Annotated in this window: 6 protein-coding genes and 2 pseudogenes; all 8 read right to left on the bottom strand. The window is 60.6% G+C overall.

The genetic code is table 11. The features are described 5' to 3' along the window. Positions 1–866: 866 nt before the first annotated feature. Complete coding sequence (locus N5B55_RS23240; protein WP_304540345.1) at positions 867–3548, bottom strand: hemagglutinin repeat-containing protein; 2682 nt, start codon at positions 3546–3548, stop codon at positions 867–869. Positions 3549–3586: 38 nt separating this feature from the next. Then, positions 3587–3857 (bottom strand): annotated as a pseudogene (locus N5B55_RS25340) (hypothetical protein); the annotation flags it as partial. Positions 3858–3934: 77 nt separating this feature from the next. Continuing rightward, positions 3935–4510, bottom strand: coding sequence for an imm11 family protein (locus tag N5B55_RS23235; protein ID WP_304540343.1), 576 nt, complete (start codon positions 4508–4510; stop codon positions 3935–3937). Continuing rightward, the gene (locus tag N5B55_RS25335; protein ID WP_369812444.1) at positions 4507–4704 is read right to left on the bottom strand and encodes an AHH domain-containing protein; all 198 of its coding nucleotides are present in this window, start codon (positions 4702–4704) and stop codon (positions 4507–4509) included. The genes N5B55_RS23235 and N5B55_RS25335 overlap by 4 nt, the downstream gene beginning before the upstream one ends. Beyond that, positions 4704–4883 (bottom strand): annotated as a pseudogene (locus N5B55_RS23230) (hemagglutinin repeat-containing protein); the annotation flags it as partial. The gene N5B55_RS25335 and the pseudogene N5B55_RS23230, both read right to left, overlap by 1 nt. A 13-nt stretch (positions 4884–4896) precedes the next feature. Further along, complete coding sequence (locus N5B55_RS23225) at positions 4897–5358, bottom strand: immunity 42 family protein (protein ID WP_304540339.1); 462 nt, start codon at positions 5356–5358, stop codon at positions 4897–4899. 300 nt (positions 5359–5658) lie between these two features. Further along, positions 5659–6174, bottom strand: a complete 516-nt coding sequence (locus N5B55_RS23220) for a hypothetical protein (RefSeq protein ID WP_304540337.1) — start codon at positions 6172–6174, stop codon at positions 5659–5661. After that, complete coding sequence (locus tag N5B55_RS23215; protein WP_304540335.1) at positions 6174–17783, bottom strand: hemagglutinin repeat-containing protein; 11610 nt, start codon at positions 17781–17783, stop codon at positions 6174–6176. The genes N5B55_RS23220 and N5B55_RS23215 overlap by 1 nt, the downstream gene beginning before the upstream one ends. Positions 17784–17788 lie beyond the last annotated feature (5 nt).

Below are 17788 nucleotides of genomic sequence, written 5' to 3'. Positions count from 1 at the left end.
GTTATTGCTGATTTGGAAAGACTTGGCGGAGATAAAGCACTAAATTGGACATGTCGTCATATGCGGCGGGGCCAAATTCTGGTTCGTGTTGGGCCATATAGTTGCCCGGAGGAACATTGGCGGCTAGCGCAATCCGCTCGATCTCCAGAAGTCGTTTTGGGCAGATCAACCAGTTTGCTCCTGGCAAGTTCTCTCGCTTACGTCCCGTGATGGCCTATTCTATGCGGCTTTTGTATTCGGTAATTGCGAGCCGAAGTTTTGAGATTACATCCGGGTTGTCTTTCTTAAATCGGAAAATACTGTACGGAGGCTTAGTCGATCTATCTTCGGAATAAGGCGGAGCGTTCTTAAACGTGAAGGTTGGTTTTCTTGCCTCGAACTTTGCCCAAACAACCTCATCCAACGTATCAATGAAGTCAAGTAATGAACCCCCTTCAGTGGATCTCATTGGCTAATGTTCCGTCTCGATCCTTAGTTGCAAAGTTATTGTGAAGAAAGATTACTAAGTAGTATACGAGCGTAGAGGATTTTTCTGGCGATTTGTTGATACGCTATCCGCTTTTCCAGATGAACCACTTGCTTAAGTGACCCATTCGCGTTCAGTGGCCTATTTCTGCCAGTCGAGCCAGGCATCCACATATGCCGTCGATATCGGTCCGAGATTGCTGTGAATGGTGCTCCATAGATTTGGGTCAGTCGACGCTTGTGATGTGTTGCAAAGTGCTTCCAATAGCCCGGTAGCGACTGCGGTACCACCTTCGTACCGGCGGGGGGGGGGGGGGACGTGGACCTGGGGACCGTGTTCAGTCCCACGCGCGTCGTATGTGGTGGTTTGAGCCCCACTTTCTGCCTTCGCATTTGACGCACTATTTTTGCCAATCGAGCCAAGCGTCCAGGGAGGCTCTTGATCTCGGCCCAAGCAGAGCATGAATGGTGGACCATAACAGCTCGTCTTCAGACGCTTGGGAGGCGATACACAGGGCTTCCAGAAGTCCGGTAGCAACGGCTGCAGATAACTGCTCATCGTGGGAAACTAGCCCTTCTTCGACAGCTGAAAAAAAGAGCGATATCTCTGCTTTTGAGAACTGATGAAAGGATCGAGCGAACCCTTTTCCAATACTAGAGAACAAAACAGTTATTGGAACATCCTCACCCCACAGATCGTATGTGTCACTGACAATGGCGGGGATTGCCGTGATTGGCGAAATCTCATCTAGAAATTCCTTGGCGCTATTCATCATTTTCCTTGTAAAGCATTTTTGCATGTCACGAAGAACGAGTTGAGCAGTTGATCTATCAGCGAACGAGGCATCGGGATTACTATCAAGCCATCGTTGCAGTGCTCTCGAGTAATTCTCCGCCTTTATCCTATGAAGCCGTTCGCCGACGGGTTGACCTGTTGCGTTCTCATATCTAACTGCATCAGCGGTGCTGCCCGATCCAATTTTTGCTCCGTCACGATAGAGATCATCGATTAAACCTCCGAGTTTGGAGTCGGAAACAAGCGGCTTCGACATCTTGGATGCCAAGTCCTCATTGAGTTTCTGCCCTGTAGCGGCGTTCGCTGTGCCTCCAGATGTGGCAGCGCTATTGCTCGAAGCTCCGGATTTCGACCCCTCATCGCCACTCCGGCCCGACGCTATCGCATTATCCGGCAACGGAGCCTGCGCCCCCGGCACAACCACAGGCACAGGGCAAAGCAGGCCAGGCGCGCATGGCACAGCACCCATCACAACTGTCGCGCCTGCCGAGCCGCTCGGTGTGTTTCCGCCCCCTCGGCCACCAGTGATCTGATCGATATCGCTTGGTGTCACATGCGGCCCAACATTCCCTGCGTTTTGCATGCCGCGATTGACGCTGGATATGGCGTTATCGAGGCTTTGGTTGGCACTTACAAGCTTCTGTGTGACCCAATCTTTGTAGCGATCCTGCAAATCGCGCCCGAGGTCTCCTAACATGCTGTTGGAGTACGTGAATTGCCCGGTACCGCTGAGCTCTCGCTGTTCGGGCAGGTAGTTTTTTCCGCGCTGCTCGGATGCAAGTTTGGCTGCCTTGTCGGGGTTGTCGTCCGACAAACCCAGTGCACAGTGCGTCATCGCACAGGCGGCATCCTCCAGACGTTGTTGCTCAGTCGAGCTGCGTCCCTCCTTGAGCTCGTCTAGCTGCTTCCGCTCATCCGGATGCAACTGCCGGTTGAACATATCAGCAGCCAAGGCGCCGCCGGCACCTGACACAGCCCCCTGGGACCCGCCCACCGCACCCCCAACCACAGCCCCGGCCGTACCCGCCACCAGGTTTGTGATGACGTTAGCCACAGTCGCCTGCACACTCGGTGGTAAGCCCTTGGTCGCCTCTTGGACAGACTTCTCGATCAGCTTTGCGGCGAGGTCACCCGCCACAGTACCTGCGACGGCACCGGCCACATCTCCGCCCGTCATCGCCGCGCCGATGGCGGCAATGGCCGCATGCAGAGCAATACGCCCCGGTTCCCCCTCTTTCCAGAGGCCCGAGTCGGGGTTCTGCTTGGCCAGTGCACCGGCCACATCGCCGGCCACCTGCATCCCCAGCTTGCCGAACTCGCGGCCCAGCTCCACGCGCTCCTGTACCTGCTTCAGATCGAAGATCTTCTGCACTGAGCCGTTGGCGTTGGCGGTGTCGCGTGAGAGGGTGGCGACATCCTGCTTCTGGTTGGCCTGATCGCGCACGACGATGGTGCCGTCTGACACGGCAGCCCGCGTGGTGCCGGACGCTTCGCCGTTGGTGCCGGCCAGCCCCAGGCCCGAAGGTGCATTGGCCAGTGCATTGCCGGCCAGGTTCTTACCGAGGCTGCCTGAACTGCTGTAGCCGATGTTCAGGCCCGAGTGCTCGGCTTTGTATTCGGCGCGGTTTTGCAGATCGGTAAAGCCCAGCGTGCCGGTGTCCAGCTTGTTCTTTGACGCATCGGCGGTGCTGGAGATCACACCAGCGTTGAGTTGCGTGTGCTCGCCAACGTGCACATCAAATCCGCCGGAGCCGGCCATCAGGCCAGATTGCTGACCGACGCTCTGGTAGTCGGAGTTGATCTTGTCGCGCGACAGCCCGATGCTGCCGGAGGCGCCGCCGCCTGGCCCAAACGTAATGCTCACACCGCCGCTCGCACTGCTTTGCTTGCTGTGGTACGTGTCAGTGTCTTGCGGGCTCGTGATGGTCAGGTTGCGGCCAACGTCGACGACGATCTTGTCGCCGTTGGCCTGAGCGCCATACAGCGTCGCGTCTCGGCCCGAGCGCACGGTGAGCGTGTCGGATGCCGTGACGTTCGTATTGACGTGCGTGACCGAGTCGCCATTGGCATTCCCGTTGGCGCGCTGGGCAGAGGCAAAGACAGAGATGCCGGTCTGCTCGCCGAGCGACAGCCCCACACCGGCGTTGAAGCCGCTGCTGCTGTTGGTGCTTTGCTGCTGCGTGGTGGTTTGCGCAGATGCCAGCAACACATCGTTATTGGCGGTGAGTGAAACGTTCTTGCCGGATAGCGTGCTGCCAAGCGCGGTCAGGTCGCCTGTGCCGGCCACTGGGCGACCGGAGGCGTCGGTCTGGCCCGTGGCGGTGATGTTGAGATTGCAGACGTGTTTAAGCCGTCCTGCACCGCCTTGTCGCTGCTTGCGATTACGCCGCCCTTGAGGTCGGTGTTGCCCTTTACGTCGATCTAGAACCCACCGTCGCCGGTTCGAATGCCGGATTGCCCGCCCACAGCCGCATAGTCGCTGTTCAGCTTGCCCTGGCCGAGGCTTCCGGAAACGCTGGATTTGCCCACGCAAAGCGGCGGCACGCACACGCTAACGCCAACCCCCCGCACTCTGTTGTCTGGAGTCGTAGTGATTGGTGGGATGGGTGAGTGCAATATCGGAGAGAAATGTCTCCCTGCAACTCGCTAATCCGCGCGTTGCACCGAAGACATCTATTCGTCTTCGTACACTACTGGGGTAAAGCGGATTCCAGTGACTCCAGCCTCCTCAAGGCATGTTTTCACCTTTTCTGAACATATAAGAGCAATAGTCCATCTCTTGACGCGGAACAGATCGTGACCTTTTGCCCGCTCGGGGTCAATGCGAAGCAAAGACATCCGATAGTCACCGACTCGATCGGGACGCCCGTCCTCTGCAGTCCACAAGCTAAACTCGGAATGCGCTTCATCCACGCAATCGATGATATCCAAGACGTTCAAAACTTCAAATTCACCTGCATAACCCTGCACCTTGATTGGGATGCCCTGGATGGTTCCTGGCCGCAGAATGCCCCTGAGGCGGTTCATTAATTCAGTTGACACTATGTATTCAGAGTGACCGCTGTGAGAGAAGCTTGCGGGAACGCCTTGTTGAGTGATCCGAACAGAAAGAGGAGTGGATTGTGTCCACGGAATGCCACTCCAGAATGTACCCGGAAGAACTTCGCCATCGGCGGTTGCCGGCTGGTCAAGTTGCCAGCGCGTTGGGTCGTTGTAGTCGAATCCAATATCGAAGAACTTCGCTGTCATTGTCTTGTAACCAATTTATTTAACTGCGTGCCAGGGGTCTTAATTTCATTCCCGATTCTATTTAGTTCGCCTCGCAGTGCCTGTTCGTATTGCGGCGTGTTTGGGGGTAAACCTCGCACAGCATCATCTAGGCGCCTATAGACCGTGTCATGGTACTTCTGCGGGTGCGGCCCTACATGGTCATTCAGTAGCACGTTAGCCCCGCACTTTGTCGTCTGGAGTCGTAGTGATTGGTGTCTTGCAGGCTCTCAACATTCAGATTGCCGCCAATGCTTGCGACCACCTGCTGGCCATATACAACGGCACCGCGCACGTTCGTATCGCCGCCGGAGCGGATCATAAGCGTGTCGCCGGCATTGACGTGGGTGTTAGTCTACGTGGAGTCTTTACAAGCAGAGACCGTCCAGTTTCCTTATTACGTCGCTAACTGTACCTGCTGGAAGCGTTACTTCGCTAATGCTTTTCCCATTGTCTAGGCTCCACAAAAATCTGTCACCTGTGACCGTCTTGATGAAGTACAAGTAACATTGGTTGTCGCTCATTGCTGTGCATGTCATGTCGAATAACCCTTCGAATGGAAATTCTTTGTTTCCTGATAGATATTCCTCTGCATTTTTGTATAGATAGGAGGAATCAAGATTGCCGGTATTAATCGGAAGTCTATCAATATCCGCATTCTTGTACGAGCCCATCGTTGTTCTTAGCTCAAACGTATCTACAGCGTCGAATAGTCTTTTTCCGTTCAGGTAAAGGCAGAATAGTCCATTTTTCCAGATGTCGCCGGGAACGTTCCATTCGCTGACAACGTCGATTTGAATTGCGAAAAGAAACGGGTCGCCAAAAATCATCGTATGGTTGCTCCAAATTGTTTTTTAATGCTTGATGGAATTTGGTTCCCGGTCAACGGATTGTTTGGGTCGCCTGTGCTGCCATTCCAGTGGAAATCTCCATTCGTTCCCTCAAATCGGTGGATGCTGCCTTGACTATCCATTGCAAACCGAACTTCTTTGTTGAGTGCGAAGGCCAGAACACCTGAGGAGGGACCAAGAAGGTGGGAAACCAGTCACCAAACCGAAGCAGAGCACCCGCTGACGTGACCAGAAACAAGAACGCCCCGGTTTTGCGGGGCGTTCTTGTTTGTTGGCCGATTACCGCAGCCAGAAAGGGTCACCTTCTAGGGCGTCGTATTCTGCCAGGGGCTTATTTTGATCCCGGGCGAAGCCCTGCAAGTCTGAGATAACAATCCGTACAGGTTCATAAGAATATCCAGGCTCCGATTTTAGTGCATCGTAGTTAAGTTTTGCCGATTCAACGCAGTATGAAAAGCTCCTGAAATACTTGCTAAATACATCGGCCAGTGTGGCTTGATTTGGATTGAGCCAACTCTTCTCTGTATTGGCAAGGATTGTCGAATCCCTTTCAATCGACGATGCAGCGGATTTGTCTGAAAATATCGATTTCACTCTCTCCATTAAAATTGATGCTTGGTCGAGTTCCTCTAATCGAAGATAGCGACGATAAAGACGATCCGTCAGAAGGCTCCAGTCTGTCTCTGGATGATCCTGCTCCACATATGTCCGTAGGCAGTTAAAAAACAGCACGACATCTGGTGCGGGCCCAAGTTCTCGAATTGAACTTCCTCCGCTAAATCCTATATTTCGCATCAGTCATTTCCCTTGAATCGAATCGAATTGAAGGGGATTGCGCCATTCGACTTGCTAACAATTCCTTGTCTGATGGCAAGTTCCTGTTGCGGTGTAATGGTTTGCCCGCGCACATCAATCACCACCTGCTGCTGCATCCCCTCCGGCAAGTTGGCCTGTCGCTGCATGGCCTGCATTGCGACATTGTTAACCAGGCTCACTGAATTCGTAGCGATATTGTAGTTCTTGACTTCAAAGCTCGCCGTGCCGTCTGCCGCTACAAAATCAGGCCGCACGCTGCCCGGAGTGCCGTAGGGTACTTGCTTGCCGTTCTTGTAACTGACTTGCGGAGAATGTCCCGGGCCAAGGTCTGAACCGACGTCCTTTTCCGATTGACGTGGTGAGGGCCGATTGGCCGCTCCTGTCCCGATCCCCGCAGCCGCGCCCACCATCACTTCACTGACTAGTGTAGACGCCTGCTGCCCCTGCAACACGTCTGTGCCGCCCATCCTGACCGCATTGCCCAGCGCCGCTGTGCTCATCGACGTAATGGAGCGATCCGCGTTGAGCAACGCACCTAGTTCCGCGCGCTCTTCCCCGCTGAGCGTGCCGTTGGCTTTCTGCTTCGCTTGCAGCTCTGCTACGCGCTCGCCTGTCTCGCGCTGTTGGGTGCGCAACTCATCCACGACGGCTAAGCATGCCTGCACCGTGCTGCACTTCTCAGCGCGGTCATGGTTGGATTGCCACAGCTTGGCAAACTGGTCTCTGACCTCCTTGCGACAGGTGTCAGTCGTGCAATTCGCCAGCTTCTGATCGCGGTCGATTTTCTGCTTGGGCGTTAGCCAGTTGTTGTCGAGGGCAGCGGTTGCGGCGGTAGTCGCGGTGGCTGCATTGCTGCTTGAGATAACAGCAGCAACACCTGCGACCAAAGAGGTCACCACGTTGCGTTTTGCTTCCTTGTCGGCATTCGTCTCCTTCGCATCGTCGGTGAACAGATTGGTCAGCAAGCTTGAGGCCGCTGCACCCAGAGCCCCTGCGCCGCAACTCTGGCTGCTCGCTGCCGCTCCCGCACAAGCCACGATCGCGTGCAGACTAGCGTGTTCGGGGCTACCTTCCTTGACGACACCGTCCGCAACGAGCTTGCCGATGTATCCCGCTCCCTGTTGCTGAACGTAGTTGACGACGGCGCGCTGCACGAACTGAGCAGAGCCACCACTCACGTTGCCGCCTGCTGCTGCGGTCAACGCGTTGGCAATCTGGCGGTAGGTGCCACCTGCACCCCACTTACTTTCCGTATCGACCGCCTCGGCTCGTGCTTGCTGAGCTTGTTCCCAAAGTTGCTGACGCTGCGCATCGGTCAGGTTGGCAGTCGGATCTGCGGCTTGTTTCTCCAGCTTGTCGGCGGCTTGCCGCTTGGTATCCGCCTCTTGCATGCGGTTCCCGACGAACTGCCCCACCTGGTTGACGAATTGGCCAGCAATCTCAAATCCGGCCTGCACCTTGTCCTTGTCAAAGATGGGCGAGAGTGCCCCGCCTGTGTTCGAGGTGTCCCGATTGATGCTTGCCACGGTTTCTGCTGCGGTCTTTCCAGTCAACTGCTGTTGCTTGGCGCCGTCGGTAATCGTGATGGTGCCGCCGCTGATCGCGCTGCTCGTTGTAGAGCTGGCATCGCCAGACGCGCTCAGTACGATCGGTGGTGCAGCAGTGAGACCCCCGCGGCTGCTTGGCAGCTCCGTGCCGGGCACCGGATTGACGTTGTCGGCCTTGCCTTGTTGATCTTTGCCAATTCCGCTCTTGCCGGGGTCACCACCGCCTCCAAAGGAGTAGCCGCCACTGATCCCAACTTGAGAGCCGCTGTAGTGCGCTTCGTTATGGATATCGCTGTGGGTGAGGGTGGCGGTGGTCAGCGTATTGACGCCGTCTTGCACCGCCTTGTCACTGCTGGCGATCACGCCGCCCTTGAGGTCGGTGTTGCCCTTTACGTCGATCTGGAACCCACCGTCGCCGGCTCGAATGCCGGATTGCTCGCCCACAGCCGCATAGTCGCTATTCAGCTTGCCCTGGCTGAGGCTTCCGGAAACGCTGGATTTGCCCACGCAAAGCGGCGGCACGCACACGCTAACGCCAACCCCCGCACTCTGTTGTCTGGAGTCGTAGTGATTGGTGTCTTGCAGGCTCTCGACATTCAGATTGCCGCCAATGCTGGCAACGACTTGCTGGCCGTAGACCACGGCACCGCGCACATTCGTGTCGTTGCCCGAGCGGATCATGAGCGTGTCGCCGGCGTTAACATGGGTGTTGGTCCACGTGGTTGAATCGCCATCGGCGTTCCCTCTGCTGCCCGAGGCGTTTGCGGTAAAGGCGATGCCGCTTTGCGAGCCGACGCTGATGGATACGCCCACACCGGCGCTGGCTCCACTGTTGTTGGAATGCTGGCTGCTCGTGCTCTTCGCCGCTTGCAGATTCACGTCGCCATCTGCGGCAAGCAATGTGTTCTTGCCCGACGAGATCGTGCTGCCAATGACGTTGATGTTGCTGTCTTTGCCTGCCCCCGACGCAGCGATGGTGACATTCCCACCTGCAGAAACTGTACTCCCTACTGCCGTGCTCGACTGCATTTGCGACTGACTGTCACTCTTGCTGGCGCCAAGGGAGATGTTGATACCGACACTGGTAGCTGCCTTGACCGGATCGCCGCCGACTGCATCGTAGGCGTTCTTAGCGGCCAACCCGGTCGTGGCGGCCGCCAGAGCCAGTAGGCGCGGATCGCCGTCAACGTGTTTTGCTGCCTCGGCCATTTGCTGGCCGGTCTGGATGGCCGAGATGACCGGGTTGGTGATGCCCACCGTGACGCCTGCCTGTCGGAAGCGTTGACGCTCTGCGTCTGCTGTTGTGTCGTAAGCGGAATCGATGGTGACAGTCTTGCCGGCGATGGCCAGATCGTTGCCCGCATGGATGACGCTGCCGGTGACATGTGCATCGTTACCAGCTGAAATGGTCAGATTGCCGTCGAGCGAGCCGACCATGCTGCCGTTGTGCGTCACCTGGCTCGACTGCTGGTCGGCGGATTGAGACCGCGAGCCAATCGACACGGACATACCCCCACCACTGAGAAAGCCCGATTTCTTTCGCTCTGTGCTGCTGCTCGACTGGCTGGTGTTCTGCGACGTCGTGATGCTGACATCGCGAGCGGCAGCCAGCGTCACATCATTCGTCCCCACCACATTGCTACCGCGCACCGTCAGATCATTGCCGGCCTGCACACGCACGGCATCGCCCGACACGGTGCTGCTCACCCCAATATTGGCGTTGGAGGTGGATTCACTGCGCACCGACTTCGACGACAACAACCCCTTGCTCGCATCAAAATCGAACCGGGCGGAATTGTGTTGTTCACGCGCTTCGCCGATCGTCACGTCGCGGTCGGCGACGATGGTGATGCCGCCTGCAGAAGGTGTCTTGGCGTTGGTCTTGTTGAGGTCAACCGGCATGATCGTCATCCGGCCGGGCACAGTGGGCGTGTCCGGGGCCAGTGACTTCTCGGCGGCCTCTGGCTGTGCCGTGCCCGCTGTGATGCTGGAGCCGATGATCGATACGTTGCCGCCGCCGTCCGTGCGTGCACTGCCGCCCGCCGATGGCTTGACCGCCGCCAGCGTCACGTTGCCACCGGCGCTCACGTTGCTACCCACCGTTGTTTCGTCCAGGCGGCTGGCCGTGTGCACGTGGTTGCTGTCGCGCGTGTTCACGTAGTCCATCGTCGAGGTGTCGGTGGCATTGCGGATATTCAGGTTGCCCTGGGCCACCGCTGTGATGTCACCCCCGGCCTTGACTTGTGCGCCAACCAGCGTGGTGTCTCGCCCGCTGGCCATCGACACGTTGCCGCCCATGTTGATGGACGAGGTCAGGTGCGTCGTGTCTTGCGTGCTTTGGTGCGTCTGTGCGTCGTAGTAATAGCCGGTTGTGGTCGACGCCTTGACCGTATCGACGGTCAGGTCGCGGCCCGCCGAAAGGCTGGCGTCACCCTTGGCGGAGAGTGTGGCGCCCGACATCACCACATCGCGCCCGGCCGACATGGCCAGCTCGCCCCGCGACGTGATGGCGCCTGTCTGTCCGATGAGGCTGTTGGTGGACGTGCTCGCACCGGCTTGCGCGCGCGCGCCATCCACGTCAACCAGCGTGACGTTGCGGATGTCGCGGCCCGCGGCTACGCCCACCGCGTTCCCGGAGATGATGCCCGATGCGTTGATCACATCGGTGGCGGCGGAGATGACCGTGGTGCCCGCGCTGTCGATGGTGCCGCCACGGTTGACGATGTTGTCTGCCGCCAGATTGACGCGCGTGCCGCCAGCAATGCGGCCGCTGTTGGAGAGATCGCCTGCGGCGTGCAGGTCGATGGCGTCTGCAGTGATGAGTGCGCCGGAGGGCTTGAGGTCGTCCGCGCGCGTGCGTGCCAAGTAGACCACCGGCGCCAGCACCTTGGTGGTCGTGCCGTCGGGCAGCTTCACGGTTTGCTCGACCATCCAGACGATGTCCTGCGTGAGCGCCGCCATCTGGGTGTCGGTCAGTGCCATGCCGGGCACGAGCGAGAACGCCTTCGCCACGTTGGCTCCCGATTCCATCAGGGCACGGTATTCGTCTTCGGCGCTGACATAGCCTTGCAGGTAGCGGCGGCCCGTAAGCTGCGTGATTTGGTCATTTACCAGCTTCTGTTCGTAGAAGCCGTCACCCAGGCGTTTCTGCGTAGTGGCCGGGTCAATGCCCAGACGGCCGAGCATGTAGTCGCTCGAGATGAACCGATCGCGGTTGGTGAAACGCGGGTCGCTCTCTACGAGATAGCCGAGGCCAGGGGCGGGGTTGATGTGGAACAGCCCGTTGGTCGGCAACGAGAAATTGGGCAGCGGGTTGCCCGGTGTGCCAACGGTGAAGTGAACCCCTCCCGCGTTGACATTACCGGCGGCGCCTCCGTTCATGCCAAGCGCGCCACCCCCTGTGCCGTTCATGCCCACGGCGCTACCGCTGCCGCCGCTCATGCCAACGGTGTTGCCTGCGGCCCCGCTCATGCCGATGCTGCCAGTACCGCCACCGGTCATGCTGGCCCCGCCCGCCGCGCTGCCGCTGGGTGCTGTTGTGCCCGCGTTGGCACCCAGCGTGTTGCCGCCCCCTGCAACAGATGAATTGGCCGCGGACACATTCGTGTTCGTCAGGCTACCGATGCTGCCGGTCAGCCGCGTACCTGCGGAGATGGTGCCGCGCAGTTCGCCCGTCACCTCGCTAGTAACGCGGGTTGGTTGCGCGAGTTGGCTGGTCTCGTTGTAGTCGTCGTCATGGCGATACAACGACCATTCCGACACCGTGGTCGTGCGGCCGAACGTGCGGCCGACGTTGCTGATGACGCTCGTGCCGATCGTGCTGCCATCGGCCACGCCGCCCGTTTGCACGGCCGCACCGAACTGCATTACGTTGCCCGCAGCCACCGTGCTGTAGTTGTTGGACAGCCGCATGCCATCGGCAAACAACATGTTGTTGCCTGCCAGCATACGTCCCTCCGGCGTGGCAGAGAGCAGCCGGTCTTGCGTGATGGTCGTCGTGGTATGGCGCTCGTATTCCACGTGCAGGTGGTCGCTCCACGGGCGGTACGGAGTGCGCTCGTCGAACGGGTTGATGTTGACGTTGGGGTTGTAGCCGCCGTCGTAATAGCTGATGGTGTAGTTGGTGCCGCTCTGGCTGAGGGTCTCGTAGTAGAGAACTGAGCCGTCTTTGAAGATGAGCTTCTTGGCCGCCGTGTCGACCGACTGCACGGGTGCATACGTGGTGGTGGTGCTCGGCGGGTCGCTTTCAAAATTGCCGCCCGTGCGCTGCCCGTAGACTGTGACGTCGGTCGACTGGGTGGAAGAGAAGCTCGTGGTGGTGGTGCGGTACGCGGCGCCGCAACCGCGGGCCATCGCATAGGCGTAGCCGTTGACGCAGAACCAGTACTGCTCGCGCTTCTTCTTGACCTCCTCCGTGCTGCTCACCGGCTCGCTGGTGAACTGCACATCGGCACGGCGGTTCTGCACATCGGCTGCGGCCACTTCCAGGTTCTGGTCTGCCTCGATGGTCGAGCCTTCGTTGACGACGCTCTGGGTCTTGTTGAATAGCCGGCCGTTGCCGTCGCGCCCGCCATCGGCCGCGATGTTCATGTTGCCCAGGCTGTAGAGCGTCGCGCCGTTGGTGTTGGTGAGCGACTGCCGCGCATACACGTTGAGCGTGTCAACCGCCGCTGCAATGGCGGCCGCGCCATCGTTGCTGATCTGGCGGGCTGACAGCGTGACGGTATTGCCGATGATCGTGCCGGTATTGGTCAGCGTATCGCTGCTTGTATTGACGGTGTTGCCTTCGAGGCGGCCGCTGTTGGCGATGATGCCGGCCGCGTTGAGTGTTGTGGTGTCGGCATTGAAGTGGCCGCCGTTGACGATGTGCGTCGCGCCTGCTGTGAGGTTGCGCACAGCCAGCAGTTCACCCAGGTTGGTGAACGTGCCAGTGGTGTTGAAGGCGAGATCGCGGTTGGCCTGGATCACGTTGCCGGCAACGTTGGCGTAGTCCCCACGCAGCGAGATCGTCGCATCCTGCCCCGCGACGATACGGCCCGCGCCGCCTACGGTTTGCGCGTTCAGTAGCAGATTGTTGTCCGACAGGATTTGCCCGCCGGTGTTTGTGAGGACGCCGGCCGTCGCGGCCTGCACGTTGCCGCCCGAGCGCGCGGTGTTGCCAATCTGCCCCCGCGTGTTGTCCAGCGACGCCACGTTAAGCACGATGTTGCCCGATGCCTGGATCGCACCCCCTGTGTTGTCCAGCGCCGTGCCGGCTTGGTTAAGCGTCAGCTCCGTGCTGCCGACCAGCTTGCCGCCGGCGTTGTTCACACTCTGGTCGATGTTCAGGTTGAGTGCTCGGCCTGCAAGCACCTGGCCGCCAGCGGTGTTGGCCAACCGGTGCGTAGTGAGCGCCACAGCACCGTTGCCGCCTACCGTGCCCATGCCGGCAACGCCGCCCGCATTGCTGTTCAGGATCTGCGCACCGCCATCGACGTTGGTGTCGCCTGTGCCGGCGTTGGAGATGCGGCCCGCCGTGTTGTCGATGGAGGCGGCCCTCACGTCCAGCACGGCGGTGGCGCCGTTGGCCTCGATCCGGCCACCGGAGTTGTCGAGTGCCCCCGTGGCATGGGCTTGCACGGCGTGGTTTGCCGAGAGCGTGCCGCCCCGGTTGACAATCGCGCTGGCGGACTGCACGGCCAACACGTCGTTGGAGGACACGGTGCCACCACTGTTGTCCACACTGTTCGCGGTGACCGTCACCTGTCCATTGCCAGCGATGAGCCCGCGCGCCGTGTTTGACAGCGCTTGTGCGGCTGACACTGTGAGCGCTTCGGTACCCAGGTTCTGCACCGTGCCGCCCGTGTTTGATACCGTATTCGCCGATACCGTGGCGCCGTGCGAGGCGTCGATCAGACCGCCATCGTTGGTGAGCGTGCCGCCGGCGGTGGCGTGCAACGTGTCTGCCGACAGGGTGCCGGCGGTGTTGTCGATGTCTGCATCCGCACGTACCGTGGTCTGGCCGATGGCGCTCACGGTGCCGCCACGGTTGGCGAGCGATGTGGCATGCAGATCCAGCGAGCCGTTGGTTTGTAGCTTGCCGTTGACGTTGGAAAGAGTGCCGGTTTGCAGCGTGAATTGGCCAGAGCCTGCGTGGACGAGCACGCCTCCGTCGTTCGTCAAAGCGGCGGCGGTAATGTTGGCGTTGGCGCCCGCGCTCTGCACCCGCCCGGCGGCGTTGTCAAGCGTGCCGGCAACGTTGATGTCGGCTTGTCCCGCTGCAGAGATCATGCCATCGCGGTTGACCACGGACGCTGCATTCAAGCCGAGCGTGCTGCCGCTGCGCAGCGTGCCGCCAGTGTTGTCCAGTGCCTGGTTGGCCTGCACGGTGGCTGCTGCGCGGGAAGCAATAATGCCCCCCCGGTTGGAAAACGACTCGGCATGTAGGTTCAGCGCGCCGTTTGTTTGCAGGGCACCGCCCGTGTTCGAGGTGGCACCGGCCTGCACGCTGAGCGTGCCGGTGCCGACATGGGCGAGGGCACCGCCATCGTTGGTGAACGTTGCAGCATGCAGGCTTGCATCGGCGCCAGCACTTTCCATGCGTCCACGGCTGTTGTTGAGCGCACCCGTCAACTTGATGACGCTCTGGCCCCCCGAAGATACCAAGCCTTGCTGGTTATTGAGCGACACTGCGCGCAAGTCAAGCGCTCCGCCGGTTTGCAGGGTGCCGCCCGTGCTATCCACCGCTTGGTCCACATGAACCGTCGCAGCACCTGCGGCTGAAATCAGCCCAGCCTGATTGCCAAGCGACGCGGATTGCAGAGTCAGCGCCCCATTCGTTTGCAGCTTGCCGCCGGCGTTGGAGAGTGCCCCGGTTTGTACATTCAGCGTGCCGTTACCCACGTGGGCGAGCGTGCCGCCGTCATTGGTGAGCGATCCGGCGGTGAGCGTGGCATCTGCGCCGCCGCTTTCTATGCGGCCGGCGGTGTTGTCCAACACGCCCGTCACGTTGATCGTGCTCTGGCCTACGGACGAGACCAGCCCCTGCTGGTTGTTCAGCGATCCGGCCTCTAGATCGACCTTGTCGCGGGTTTGCAGCGTGCCGCCGTTGCTGTTGTTCAGTGCTTGACTCACGCGCACAGTGGCCGGGCCCGATGCCCAAACCGTGCCCGCCTGGTTGCCGAAGGACGTAGCCTGCAGACCCAGTGCGCCGTTGGTCTGCACCTTGCCGCCTGCGTTGGAAAGCGCCCCCGTGTCTACCCTGAATGCGCCTGTGCCGACATGGGCGAGGGTGCCGCCGTCGTTGGTCAATGACCCTGCGGTGATGGAGGCATCAGTGCCAGCGCTTTCGATGCGGCCAGCCGTGTTGTCCAGTGCATGCGTGGCGGCAACGGTTGCTTGGCCGCCCGCCGAGACCAAGCCCCCCCGGTTGGTGATGGCACCGGCTTGCACATCGAGAGTGCCATCGGTCTGCAGGGTGCCGTTGCTGTTGTCGAGCGCGGCATCGGCAAGAACCTTGGCCCGCGTGGCTGCGGAAAGCGTGCCGCCCTGGTTGCGCATCGATGCGGTATACAGATCCAGCGCGCCATTGGTCTGCAACGAGCCACCGACGTTGGACAGGGCGCCGGCCTGCACGCTCAGCACACCCTTGCCTACGTGGGCCAGCGCACCGCCGTCGTTGGTGAACGCGCCGGCGGTGATGAGCGCGTCGGTGCCGGCACTTTCCATGCGGCCAGCCGAGTTGTCCAGCGCCCCAGCAACGTTGATCGTGCTCTGCCCGGCGGAAGACACCAAGCCATGTTGGTTGACGAGCGAGCCTGCGCGTAGGTCCAGCGTGGTGTTGGTGCGCACCGTGCCGCCGTTGTTGTCCAGGGCCTGATCTACTTGAACTGCAGCCTGCCCGATCGAAGAAATGATGCCGTTGCGATTGCCGCCCGAACCCGTGTGCAAGTCCAGCGCGCCATTCGTTTGCAGCTTGCCACCGGTGTTCGACAGCGCGCCTGTGCGCACTGTCAACGCGCCGGTGCCCGCGTGAGCTACGGCACCGCCGTCGTTGGTGAGCGATCCGGCGCTGATGCTGGCATTGGTGCCGGCGTTTTCTATGCGGCCGGACGTATTGTCCAAGGCCCCTGTCACGGCAATCGTGCTCTGCCCGGCGGCCGAGACGAGGCCGTTGCGGTTGGTCAGGGTGCCGGCTTGCAGGTTGAGGGTGCTGTCGGTATGCAGCGTGCCGCCGGTGCTGTCCAGCGCTGCGTCCGCGCGTACGGTGGCGGTGCTCACAGCGGCAATCGTGCCGCCTTGGTTGCCCAGTGTGGTGGCATGCACGTCCAACGCGCCGTTGGTCTGCAGCTTGCCGTTGGCGTTCGAAAGAGCGCCGGTTTGCACGCTGAACATGCCCGGGCCCGCGTGGCCGAGCGTGCCTCCATCGTTGATGAACGATGCCGCTGTGATGGTAGTGTCTGTTGCGGCCGTTTGCAGCTTGCCGCCGGTGTTGTCGATGGCACCGGATACGGTCACGTTCGTGCCGCTGCTGCCGCTTTGCGAGAGCGTGCCGGCACGGTTGGAGAGCCCGCTAGCGGTGACCGCCAGCAGATTAGTTGCCACAGTGCCGCCGTCGTTGCGCACCGTCCCGCCCGCGTTGAACGTCGCGCTGCCCCCGGCTTGCAGGTTGCCGGCGGTGTGGTCGATGTCGCCTTGTGTGGCGGTGGCATTGACGTTGCCATTGGCGCTTGTCTGCGCGCCAGCCAGGCTTGTGCTGGCGCCGGATACGTTGATATCGCCTGTGGAGAGGTTGCGGCCGTTCAGGTTCGCGCTGCCCGTGGCGCTTGCTGCGAGCGTCTTGCCCGCGCTGGCCGCCGCGCCGTTGGCATCCACACCCGCAGCCAGCGTGCCGGACGACTGCACCTGCTGGCCCGAGACGGAGACATCGCCCAGTGCTGCCACCGTACCGGCGTTGGTGGTGGCGCCTCCGGATGTGAGTTCCACGTTCTGCTGGCCGTAGAGCGTGCCGGTGTTGGTCACGCCCTGCGCGCCGCTCACACGCAGTGCGCCGGTGGCATTTGTCGTGCCGGCCAGTGTGATGCGGCCAGCGCTATCGATATGCAGGTCGCCCGCTTGTGCCGCGATGGTGCCGGCGCTGTTGACACCCACGCCGGCTTCGGTGCCGATCAGCTTGATCTTGCCAGCGTACAGGCCGCCAAGGTTGCCCACGTCGATGGCGACGGTGGGGCGATTGGCATCGCTCGCAATCACTTGTACGCCCAGGTCGGCATAGTTGACGGTGTTGGTGCCCGCCACGACGTTCGCGTTGTTAGCCCACAGCTTTCCGTTGACCTGCACGGAGCGCGCGATCAGGTCCACTTGGTCCAGATGGCTGGCGTTCAGGCCATTGCCTTGCACCTGGATTGCCCCGCCAGTGACACGGAATGCATCAAGGCTGCCGCCCACGCCCATGATGGGTGTGCCGGTGGTGAGCGTGAAGCGGTCGCTGTTGATTACGCCGCAGCCATCGCACACAAGGCCGTTCGGGTTGGCGATCACCACCTGTGCGCGTTGGCCGGCCACCTCCAGATAGCCCCGCAGGCTGGAGGCCTGGTTGCCCGTAACCTCGTTCAGGACAACGCGCGCCTGGCCCCCCGCCAGATTCGGGTTGCCGGCAATGTAGCCGGCCAGTTGCGTCTGCGTGAGCGTTTGCGCGTTGTTCAGGATGGCGCCACCGGGGCCGGTATTGAACTGTTGGAATTGATTGCGCGACACCCCCGCCGCAGACGGCGCCGTGATCTGCACGATGGGCGTGCCATTCGCGGCCTGATCGATGGTGGGGCGATGCGCGCCGGCATTCGGGTCCGCCACGATTTGCGCATAGGGCGTCAGGTGGAACGCACCCAGGACGGCGGCCACGCTCACTGCGCCCGGGCGTAACCGGAATGTTGCGAACATGCCTGACACACCGCGCTCACCACTGCGGCCCTTGCCTGTCTGCGTGGACGACGCGGTTTCTGCCACGGCCATCAGCGCGCCGCGCACACGGTTGAAAACGATGCGATAGAGATGCTTGTTCATGGCGA

This window comes from Ralstonia pickettii, assembly GCF_030582395.1.
GTDB classification, from domain to species: Bacteria; Pseudomonadota; Gammaproteobacteria; order Burkholderiales; family Burkholderiaceae; genus Ralstonia; species Ralstonia pickettii_D.
This window is presented reverse-complemented; position numbering and strand designations above follow the sequence as displayed.

Excerpts from the sequence above, each read along its gene's own strand:
- N5B55_RS23235 (WP_304540343.1), bottom strand. The coding sequence starts at position 4,510 with ATGACAGCGAAGTTCTTCGATATTGGATTCGACTACAACGACCCAACG.
- N5B55_RS23225 (WP_304540339.1), bottom strand. The coding sequence starts at position 5,358 with ATGATTTTTGGCGACCCGTTTCTTTTCGCAATTCAAATCGACGTTGTC.
- N5B55_RS23220 (WP_304540337.1), bottom strand. The coding sequence starts at position 6,174 with ATGCGAAATATAGGATTTAGCGGAGGAAGTTCAATTCGAGAACTTGGG.
- N5B55_RS23215 (WP_304540335.1), bottom strand. The coding sequence starts at position 17,783 with ATGAACAAGCATCTCTATCGCATCGTTTTCAACCGTGTGCGCGGCGCG.